At 67.7% G+C, this 10,255-nt stretch carries 10 protein-coding genes; 7 read left to right on the top strand and 3 right to left on the bottom strand.

What is annotated here, in order from left to right; genetic code table 11:
- Positions 1-195 precede the first annotated feature (195 nt).
- Positions 196-1,668 carry a M23 family metallopeptidase gene (locus tag EWE75_RS22870; RefSeq protein ID WP_130160379.1) on the bottom strand — a complete coding sequence of 491 codons (1,473 nt, stop codon included), beginning with the start codon at positions 1,666-1,668 and terminating at the stop codon, positions 196-198.
- 248 nt (positions 1,669-1,916) lie between these two features.
- Here EWE75_RS22870 and EWE75_RS22865 point away from each other — a divergent pair, with 248 nt between their 5' ends.
- From EWE75_RS22865 to EWE75_RS22840, 6 genes are all read left to right on the top strand, one after another.
- Positions 1,917-4,409 (top strand): helicase-related protein, encoded by a 2,493-nt coding sequence (locus EWE75_RS22865; protein ID WP_130160381.1) that lies wholly within the window; start codon positions 1,917-1,919, stop codon positions 4,407-4,409.
- Complete coding sequence (locus tag EWE75_RS22860; RefSeq protein WP_427915816.1) at positions 4,402-4,713, top strand: RNA-binding S4 domain-containing protein; 312 nt, start codon at positions 4,402-4,404, stop codon at positions 4,711-4,713. The genes EWE75_RS22865 and EWE75_RS22860 overlap by 8 nt, the downstream gene beginning before the upstream one ends.
- Positions 4,714-4,767: 54 nt before the next feature.
- Positions 4,768-5,109, top strand: coding sequence for a ferredoxin FdxA (fdxA, locus tag EWE75_RS22855; protein WP_130160378.1), 342 nt, complete (start codon positions 4,768-4,770; stop codon positions 5,107-5,109).
- Between the two features lie 227 nt (positions 5,110-5,336).
- Entirely contained in the window at positions 5,337-5,870 is a 534-nt protein-coding gene (locus tag EWE75_RS22850) for a CarD family transcriptional regulator (protein WP_069203963.1), read from the top strand.
- Between the two features lie 114 nt (positions 5,871-5,984).
- Positions 5,985-6,707, top strand: coding sequence for a head GIN domain-containing protein (locus tag EWE75_RS22845; RefSeq protein ID WP_130160377.1), 723 nt, complete (start codon positions 5,985-5,987; stop codon positions 6,705-6,707).
- A gap of 72 nt (positions 6,708-6,779) precedes the next feature.
- Positions 6,780-7,499, top strand: a complete 720-nt coding sequence (locus EWE75_RS22840) for a GIN domain-containing protein (RefSeq protein ID WP_130160376.1) — start codon at positions 6,780-6,782, stop codon at positions 7,497-7,499.
- 80 nt (positions 7,500-7,579) lie between these two features.
- Here EWE75_RS22840 and EWE75_RS22835 read toward each other — a convergent pair whose 3' ends face one another.
- Both EWE75_RS22835 and mgtE read right to left on the bottom strand, forming a co-directional pair.
- Positions 7,580-7,981, bottom strand: a complete 402-nt coding sequence (locus EWE75_RS22835) for a DUF1489 family protein (RefSeq protein WP_130160375.1) — start codon at positions 7,979-7,981, stop codon at positions 7,580-7,582.
- 25 nt (positions 7,982-8,006) lie between these two features.
- A complete protein-coding gene (mgtE, locus tag EWE75_RS22830; RefSeq protein WP_130160374.1) occupies positions 8,007-9,419 on the bottom strand; it encodes a magnesium transporter in 1,413 nt (470 codons plus the stop codon).
- 143 nt (positions 9,420-9,562) lie between these two features.
- On the opposite strand from mgtE, the gene EWE75_RS22825 reads away from it, so the two are divergent.
- The gene (locus tag EWE75_RS22825) at positions 9,563-10,021 is read left to right on the top strand and encodes a peptidylprolyl isomerase (RefSeq protein WP_130160373.1); all 459 of its coding nucleotides are present in this window, start codon (positions 9,563-9,565) and stop codon (positions 10,019-10,021) included.
- Positions 10,022-10,255: the final 234 nt, after the last annotated feature.

Below are 10,255 nucleotides of genomic sequence, written 5' to 3'. Positions count from 1 at the left end.
GCGAGATATACCGGCTTCATGAAGCCGGTATATCTCGATTCGCTCATTCAGGTTGAGCTGCCTGTAACATTTTCCCATCGCACCATAACCTTAGCAGGTGGTGCACTTCAAATGTGAGTCTAAGGGGCCGCTGCGTAACTTGGCAACGGTGTGCCCCAAACCCAGCGGCCCCGGCCTGCGCCGGGGCGACGCATGTTATCGTGGCTTCACCGACAGCAGCGACCCCACCCGCGCCCTGAACGTGCGCAGCGCTTCGCCCGAAAGCTGCACCACGCTCGACATCGAGATTGTGCGCGGGTTCACCGACACGCCGTTGCGCCACACCTCCCAGTGCAGATGCGGCCCGGTCGAAAGCCCGGTCGATCCGACATAGCCGATCACTTGCCCGCGCGACACGCGCGTGCCGGTGCGAACCGCGATCCGGCTCATATGGCCGTAGCCCGTCGCGATGCCGCCCGGCCCGGCGAGCTTGACGAAATTGCCATAGCCGCCGGTGCGCCCGGCGAACTGGATCACCCCATCAGTCGCCGCGTGGATCGGCGATCCCCACGGCGCGCCGATGTCCATGCCCTTGTGCATCCTGAGGATGCCGAGGATCGGGTGCATGCGCAGGCCGAAGGTCGAGGTGATGTGCCCGGAGACGGGCATGCCCATCGCGCCGCGCCGCTCGGTCTGGCCCGACGATTCGAACCATTGCGCGCGGTCGCCATCGCCCCATTTCACGAGCTGGAGCGGCTTGCCACCGCCGCGCATCAGCCCGGCGAACAGCAGCCCGCCGAGTTGTACTTCGCCGGTGGCGGCGCGTGCCTGTTCGACGATCAGGTCGAAACGGTCGGCCGAATGCACGTCACGGCCGACCGACAGCCGGCTGGCGATCGCACGGATATAGGATTCCACCGCCTTCGCCGGCGCGCCCGCCGCCCGCGCCGAACGGTACAGGCTCGATCCGACCAGCCCCTGAATCCGCAGCGGCGTATGATCGACCGCGATCACCTGCCGGGTAAGGGCCAGCGCGCCGCCGACGCGCTTCAATGACAGTTGCAGATCGAAGCGCGCGCGGAACGAGAGCTGGTCGAGCGGGCGCGCCACGGTCTTGTCCGCGCGGCGACCGAGCGTCAGGTCGATCTGCGTGCCCGGCTTGAGATCGTCGAGCGAGGTGGCGCTGGTAACAAGCCGCATCGCCGCATCGGAATCGCGTTCGGACACGCCGGCGCGGCGCAACACTGCGGCGAAGCTGTCGCCCGCGCCGTAGCTTGCCGACAGATCGATGCTGGGCCGCTCGGGCGTTTCGGTGAGCGGCGCGACGAAATCGTTGGCGGCCATGCGGTGGCCGGTGTTGGCGCCAAAAGCGAGCGGCGCGATCGACTGCGACCGCGCTTCGTCCCACTCCGCCCCGGCCAGCGGCGGCGCGACCGTGCCCGCGATCGGGTGGATGCGTGGCGCCAGCGCCACCGCGCTCGCGCACAAGGCAGTGCAGGTCAGCGCACCGCGCCACCAGTCAGCCGAGCCGATCCGTGCGCCGAGATCGGGCACCCAGTCGATTTTGGCGAGGCCAGCGCGAACGCGTTCGAGCGTGGTCGCGGCGGGAATCGGCGACAGCGTGCGGCCGAACGACACCGTGGCCGTGCCACCAGCCTGTTCGAGTCCCGAATCGCTACGCAAGAACACGGCTGTCCGTCCCCCATGACGCCGCCTAACACATCGACCCCGGCGTGAGGCCCGATTTTGTGTGGCGTGAAAAGATGAAAGTCAATTTAACCGACCGTCCGATTCGCCTCGCTGCGGCAAGGCGTTCGCCCGGTCGGGCAAGATCGCGTCGTCAAGCGGATATCGCTGGCATAGCCGTGCGAAAATAGCCGGTTATGGGCAATCTGGTGGTTGCGCATCCCGGCCGGGCAGCCGATGTTATCCAGGTCATGTCACGCGCCGACCACCGGGTCACCGCCGTTCTGGGGCCGACCAACACCGGCAAGACGCATCTCGCGGTCGAGCGGATGTGCGCGCATTCGAGCGGGATGATCGGCTTCCCGCTGCGGCTGCTGGCGCGTGAGGTCTATGACCGGGTGGTCAAGATCAAGGGCGCCAACCAGGTTGCGCTCATCACCGGCGAAGAGAAGATCGTCCCCAAGGACGCGCGCTGGTTCCTGTGCACCGCCGAAAGCATGCCGCTCGAACGCGAAGTCGCCTTCGTCGCGCTCGACGAGGCGCAACTGGGTGCCGATCCCGAGCGCGGCCATGTCTTCACCGATCGCATTTTACGCGCACGCGGGCGTGAAGAGACGATGTTGCTTGGTTCGGAATCGCTCAGGCCGATGGTCAAGGCGCTGGTCAGGGACGCCGAGATCATCACCCGCCCGCGCTTCTCGACTTTGAGCTACGCCGGTGCGCGGAAGATCAGCCGGCTCCCCAAGCGTTCGGCGATCGTCGCCTTCTCGGCCGAGGAAGTGTACGCTGTCGCCGAGATGCTGCGGCGGTTGCGCGGCGGCGCTGCGGTGGTGATGGGCGCGCTTTCCCCACGCACGCGCAACGCCCAAGTCGCGATGTTCCAGGCCGGCGAGGTCGATTATCTCGTCGCCACCGACGCGATCGGCATGGGGCTCAACATGGATGTCAGCCATGTCGCCTTCGCCTCGCTCCACAAGTTCGACGGCCATCGCCAGCGCCGGCTGACGGTCGCGGAGATGGCGCAGATCGCCGGCCGCGCCGGGCGCCACCAGCGCGACGGCACGTTCGGCGCGCTCGTGGATGACGGGCCAAGCGCGTTCGGCCCCGAGGAAGTGCTCGCGATCGAGGAGCATCGCTTCGCCCCGCTCGATCACCTCTATTGGCGCGAGGGCGTGCCCGATCTGTCGAGCATCAACGCGCTGATCGCCAGCCTCGAACTCCGCCCCGAGGCGCATGTACTGCGCGCCGCGCCGGAAGCGACCGATCTCGCCGTCCTCAAGCGGCTGGCGGGCGAGGATTGGGTGCGCGACCGCGTGCGCGGGCAAAAGATGGTGGCGCGGCTGTGGGCGGCGTGCGGGCTGCCCGATTTCCGCAAGCTCGGCGTCGATCCGCACGCGCGCTTCGTCGGCCGCGTGTTCGGCTATCTGAGCGACGGCCTCGGCCACGTCCCTCACGAATGGTTCGCCAACGAGATCGCCCGGCTTGATAACGTGGCGGGCGATGTCGAGACGCTCGCCGGGCGGATCGCGGCGGCGCGAAGCTGGGCGTATATCGCCAACCGCGCCGACTGGCTCGCCGACCCCGCGCATTGGAGCGCGCGCGCCGGCGCGGTCGAGGAGCGGCTGTCCGATGCGCTCCACCTCAGCCTGACGCAACGCTTCGTCGACAAGCGCACCACGCTGCTGATGCGCCAGATCGGTGCCGATCCGCGTGCGTTGCCCGTCACCGTCGGCCCGGAGGGCGAGGTCAGCGTCGAGGATCATCCGATCGGCACGCTGACCGGCTTCCGCTTCACCGTCGCGCCCGATGCGCGGCTCGCGGACAAAAGGCTGCTGCTCGCCGCTGCCGAGCGCCGGCTCGGGACGGAACGCGGGCGCCGTGCGCAAGCGCTGATCGATGCACCCGACGCAGATGTCTCGCTCGCCGACGATGCGCCCGCGATCCATTGGGCGGGGCACGAAGTCGCTCGGCTCGGGCCGGGGCCGTCGCTGGCGCGGCCGCGCGTGCTGCTCGATCGCGCGCTCGATTGCCTCGATCGGCCGGTGCAGGCGGCGGTGCGCGAGCGGCTCGAACGCTGGATCGCCGCCCAGATCGCGCGGCGGCTGCCCGCGCTCGGCACGCTCGATACGGTGTTGCGCGATGCGCAGGCCTCGCCGCCGCTGCGCGCGGTCGCGGCGGGGCTGGTCGATGCCGGCGGGATCGCGACGCGGATGAGCATCGGCCACGCGGTCGACGCGCTCGATTCGGTCGCGCGCAAGCGGTTGCGCGCAGCGGGCGTGACGATCGGCGCGCTCGACCTGTTCGATCCCAGCCTGCTCAAGCCCGAGCCGGCGCGGTGGCGGCGGATGCTGCTCGCCGCGCGGGGCGTGACCGTCTCCGCGCCGCCACCCGCCGGCCCGACGGTATTGCCGCGCCAGGCACCCGGCGCGCACCTCCAGCACGGCTATCGCCCGCTCGGCAGCCAGGCGGTGCGCATCGACCTCGCCGAGCGGATCGCGCGCGCGGTGCATGATGCGCGCGACGGCCACCGCCCGTTCGCGCCCGATCCCGCGCTCGCCACCTCGATCGGGATGACGCCGGACACGCTCGCGCGGCTGATGGCGGCGCTGGGGTTTCGCGCCGCCCGCCCCGAGGATGGCCAGCCGCGCTGGGCGTGGCGGGGGCTGACTCGCGCGGTGCAGACCGCGCCACCACGCGACAACGCCTTCGCGGCGCTCGCCGATCTGGGAGCGCGGCTTGGCTGAAAAGACCGGGGCTGAAGGCACGATGCGGATCGACCTGTTTCTCTGGCATGCCCGCATCGTCAAGACGCGGGCGATCGCCCAGGCGCTTGCCACCGCCGGCCGCCTCCGTCTCGATGGGCGCCCGATCGACCGTGCCGCCGCGCCGGTGCGGATCGGCGCGGTGATCGCCTTCGCAACGCCCGCTGGCCGCGTGCGTGCGATCCGCGTCGAGGCGTTGCCGGCCCGCCGTGGCCCGCCCGACGAAGGCCGCGCCTGCTACAGCGATTTGCTTGAGAACGGTTCGCATCTTGCCCCCGGTGATTGACGGGGCTTGTCCCCGCGCATAGCAGGGCGCGATTATCGTCCCGGAGTGAGTTTAATGACCTACGTCGTCACCGATGCCTGCATTCGCTGCAAGTATATGGACTGCGTAGAGGTGTGTCCGGTCGACTGCTTCTATGAAGGCGAGAACATGCTCGTCATCAACCCGAGCGAGTGCATCGATTGCGGCGTGTGCGAGCCCGAATGCCCCGCCGAAGCGATCCTGCCCGATACCGAGAGCAATCTCGAACAATGGCTCGAACTCAACACCACCTTCTCGGCGCAATGGCCCAACGTCACCCGCAACGCCGGACAGACGCCCGCCGATGCCGATGCGATGAAGGGCGAAACCGGCAAGTATGACAAATACTTCTCGCCCGAACCGGGTGCCGGCGACTGATCGCCCCCGCCACCCGGTAGGATCGACCCGCTACGGCGGCCCCCGCGCGTCCATGACGGCGGGCTGGTAATTTTATTGCTGGTGTGTTATACGATCGGAGACGGAGGCGCGGTTGCGCGTTCTCCCGCTGGAGACGTTCACACACCCACACCCGCTTGCACCCACGCAGCCCCTTTGCGCGCGGTGCTGTCGCACGGGAACACCGGTCCTACAGAAAGGCTAACGGAATGGCTGCCAAGGCGCTGTCCTTCGACGTCGGCGATTATGTCGTTTACCCCAAGCACGGCGTCGGCCGTGTCATCGAGCTGCAACGGCAGGAAATCGCCGGGATGCAACTCGAACTCTATGTGCTCCGCTTCGAAAAGGAGCGCATGACGCTCCGTGTACCGACCAACAAGGCCGAAAGCGTCGGCATGCGCAAGCTCTCCAGCGACAAGACGTTGCGCGAGGCCCTCGAAACGCTGACCGGCAAGCCCCGCGTCAAGCGGACCATGTGGTCGCGTCGCGCGCAGGAATATGAAGCGAAGATCAACTCGGGCGACCTCGTCTCGATCGCCGAAGTGGTCCGGGATCTGTTCCGCGCCGACGACCAGCCCGAGCAGAGCTATTCCGAGCGCCAGATCTTCGAAGCGGCGACCAGCCGGCTCGCGCGCGAACTCGCCGCGATGGAGCAGGTCGACGAGCCGACCGCGCAGGAGAAGATCCTCGAGATCCTCCGCAAGGCCGCGGCGATCCACAACAAGGACAAGGTTCCCGCCTGATCGGGCGATACCTTTTCCAAGCGTTTCGAAAAGGGGCGGCCGGCAACGGTCGCCCCTTTTTCGTTGTGGCCGGCACTATTGTGTATTATATAGACAACACACAAGGAGGATCGAATGCAGTCTGCGTCTCTCATCGCGTTGCTGGCGTTGGCAGCCTGCTCGCCCGCCAAGGATCGGGACCCCGGCGTCGCTGCGACCGGCGGCGGCACGTCGCGCATCTACGAGGTTGCCGGCTTCACCGGCGTTGCGCTGCGCGGATCGGACGATGTCGATGTCCGCGTCGGCAGCGGCTTCTCGGTGCGCGCCGAGGGGCCGGCCGCCGAGCTCGACACGCTGCGCATCGTCCGCGAAGGCGACATGCTTCGCATCGACCGCAAAGATTCGAACGTGTTCCATTGGGGCGAACAAGCCCATGTGAAGATCTTCGTGACGATGCCACGCATCACCACCGCCGACCTCACCGGCACCGGCGACCTTGAGATCGACCGCGTCGAGGGTGAGCGCTTCCGTATCGACAGCAAGGGATCGGGCGACATCGCCATCGGTGCGCTCAGCGTGCAATCCGCCGATCTCTCGCTGTCGGGCACCGGCACGCTGACCGCCAAGGGCAGCGCGCGCCAGCTCAAGATCGACCTGACCGGATCGGGCGACATCGACGCCCCCGAATTGAAAGCAGCGCGCGCGACGGTGTCGGTGGCGGGAACCGGCGATGTCCACGCGACGGTGGACGGCCCCGCGCAGGTATCGGTGACGGGGACGGGCGATGTCGATCTCGGTGCGGCGGCACGCTGCACGACCAGCACCACCGGCACCGGGGAGGTTCGCTGCGGCAATTAGCGCGCGCGCCCGTTCGTGATGTGAACGGTGGCAAGGCTTGTGTGGAAACCCAAAGCAAGCGATGCCCTCCCGGTGAAACCTCTCCTCGCCGCCCTGCCGCTGTTCTGCCTCGCCACGCCCGCCGCCGCGGAGCAGCGCAGCTTCGCGATCGGCAGTTTCGACCGGGTGCGGATCGACGGTCCGTTCCGCGTCATCGTCACGCTCGGCGGTTCGCCCAATGCGACCGCTGATGGCGATGCGCGCGCGATCGGCGATCTCGATCTGCGCGTCGATGGCACCACGTTGATCGTGCGCGCGGGCCTGAGCGGCTGGGGCGAGCAGGGCGGCAACGGTCGCCAGGCCGCGCCGATGGTGCGCGTCTCGACTCAGGCGATCCGCAGCATCGTCACGGTCGGCGCGGCGCAGGTGACGGTCGGCGGGCCGTTTCGCGGCCAGCGGCTCGATCTGTCGCTGACCGGCAGCGGCACGCTCGCCGCGCCCACCATCGATGCCGACCAGCTTTTCGCAACGGTGCTCGGCTCAGGCACGATGACGCTCGGCGGCCGCGCCGCCAAGGTGCGGCTGACGACGAGCGGCACCGCCAGCATCGCCGCCGCGCCGCTCGTCGCGGGCGACCTCACCGTGCGGCTCGACGGCAATGGCATGATCGACGCGCAGGCGCGCTACACCGCCGCCGTCACCACCAGCGGGCTCGGCGCGGTGACAATCTACGGCAAGCCCGCCTGCACGGTGAACGCGGTCGCGGGCGGTCCGGTGAGCTGCGGCAAGATCGAGCGGGTTCCGGCGCAATAGCCCCGTTCGTCCCGAGCGAAGTCGAGGGATGGTCAAGAACGCAGGTGCCTCGACTTCGCTCGGCACGAACGGTTGCGAGTTCAAATCAGCGCCAGCGCACTCAACTTCGCGGTCAGCGCCGCCGGCATCGCCTCGGCATCATAATCGCCCTCGCCGAAATCGGGCGGCGCATCGCCTGCTTCCAGATAGCGCCAACCCTGATGCGCGCGCTTCGGGCGCGGCTGGACGCGCACCATCGGGCCGAGCAGGATCGCCACGCGCCCGCCCTCGGCCTCGCCGAACCCGACGATGGGAGACCGCGCGACCAGCATGTGCTTCAGGATCCAGAACAGAGACCCTTCGCCGGCGATCTCCTCGTGGCGCTTGGGCAGATAGCGCGTCGTCAGGAACAGCGGCCCGGCCTCGGCACGCTCGCGCAGCCGGCCTTCGAGATGCTCGTAACTGGTCGCCCCGAACGCGACTTTCGTGAGATGCAATGCCATCCCAGCCCATCTGGCCACGGCTGCCCTAGCTGCCAAGACCCCACAGCGTCGCGAGTCCGAGAAACGAGAAAAACCCCATCACGTCGGTCATCGTCGTCACGAACACCGCCGACGACACGGCGGGATCGACATCGAGCCGGTCGAGCGTCACCGGCACCAGCACGCCGGCCAGCCCTGCGACGAGATTGTTGATGATCATCGCCAGCGCGATCACCAGCGCCAGCGCCGGATTGCCGAAGATCAGCCAGGTGCCGCACCCGATCAGCACGCCCAGCATCGCGCCATTGGCGGCGGCGATGCGGAATTCGCGCACGATCATGCGGATCGTGTTCGATTCGGTGAGCTGGTTGGTGGCGAGCGCACGCACCACCACCGCGAGCGTCTGCGTGCCGGCATTGCCGCCCATCCCCGAGACGATCGGCATCAGCACCGCGAGCAACGCGAACCGGCCGATCTCACCCTGGAACAGCCCCACCACCGAGGCGGCAAGAATCGCGGTGCCGAGGTTGACGACCAGCCAGGTGATTCGCGTTCGCACCGTCAGCAGGATCGGCTCGTTGATATCGCCTTCACCCGCGCCCGACAGCCGCAGGATGTCCTCGCCGGCTTCCTGCTGGATGATATGGACGACGTCATCGACGGTGATCATGCCGACCAGCCGCCCACTCAGATCGACCACCGCCGCCGAGATCAAAGCATATTTCTGGAAGCGCAGCGCGACCTCTTCCTGGTCCATGTCGACCGGGATCAGCGTCTGCTCGCGCTGCATCACGTCGCTGATCGCGATGTTGCGCGGGGTGCGCAATATCCACGAGAGCTTGCAGGTGCCGACGGGCTTGTGGCCGGGATCGACCACGTAGATTTCCCAGAAATCGGTGGTCAGTTCCTCGTGCAGCCTCAGGTAATCGAGCGTGTCGCCGACGCTCCAATGCTCGGGCACCGCGATCAGCTCGCGCTGCATCAGGCGACCGGCGGATTCCTCGGGGTAGCTCAGCGCTTCCTCGATCGCGGCGCGATCGTCGGGGTCGAGCGCGCGCAACACTTCGCGCTGATCCTCGACGTCCATGTCCTCGATGATCGCGACGGCGTCGTCGGTATCGAGTTCGGCGGCGATGTCGGCGATTTCGTGCGGCTCGAGCGCGTCGATCAGATCCTCGCGGACATAATCGTTCATCTCGGCGAACACGTCGGCGTCGAGCAGGTCGGTGATCGCCTTGGCGAGATCGGCACGATCCTCGTGCGGGGTCAGCTCGAAAAGATCGGCGATGTCGGCGGGGTGGAGCGGCTCAACCAGCGCACGCGCGCCCTCGGCATCGCCCGCATACACCGCGTCGAGCACGGCGCGGACGAATTCGGGCTTGAGCCGGTCGTCCTCGTCGAGCTGGGCGACATCGGCCTCGGTGTCGTCGTCCTGCAGGGGCAGTTCGGTTTCGCTCATGATCTGCCTCCTGGGCCATGCTCGGCAACCGGATCGCCGCCAGCCCTAGCGCCGCGTTCCCGGAAAGCCAACGCCCGCCACGGGTTTGCATGGCGCTTCGGTCAGGGCTAGTGGGCGGCGGACACATTCAGAAGGATTGCAGGATGGCCGATACCCCCGAAACGCTGACGCTCACGCTCGAAACCGGCGACGTCGTCATCAAGCTTCGCCCCGATCTCGCGCCCAAGCACGTCGCGCGCATCGCCGAGCTGGCCAACGAAGGCTATTATAACGGCGTGCCGTTCCACCGCGTCATTCCCGGCTTCATGGCGCAGGGCGGCGACGGCAAGAACCACAACGGCACCGGCGGCTCGGACAAGCCGAACCTGCCGGCCGAATTCTCGAAGCAGCCGCATGTGCGCGGCGTCGCGTCGATGGCGCGCACCAACGATCCCAACTCGGCGAACAGCCAGTTCTTCATCTGCTTCGACGATGCCCGCTTCCTCGACGGCCAGTACACCGTCTGGGGCGAAGTGACTTCGGGCATGGAGCATGTCGACGCACTCCCCAAGGGCGAGCCGCCCCGCACGCCGGGCAAGATCGTCAAGGCAGTGGCGGCGTAACTACCTCTCCCTCTCCCCGCTTGCGGGGAGAGGGTGGCCGAGCCGAAGGCGAGGTCGGGAGAGGGGCAGTCCAGCAGCGACGCCGCTTGGGACTGCCCCTCTCCCAACCCTCTCCCCGGAGGCAGGGCTATCGCATTTGAGCGAGGAGAGAAGAGAGATAGTCGTCGTGCCATCCGGCGTGTTTAAATTTTCTGCGGATGGAGAGTTTTCGGGTGTCGTGCTGGAGCAAATTGA

The sequence above is a fragment of the Sphingomonas populi genome (genome assembly GCF_004208535.1).
GTDB classification, from domain to species: Bacteria; Pseudomonadota; Alphaproteobacteria; order Sphingomonadales; family Sphingomonadaceae; genus Sphingomonas; species Sphingomonas populi.
The sequence above is the reverse complement of the archived record's forward strand: the minus strand, read 5'-3'. Positions and strand labels throughout refer to the sequence as shown.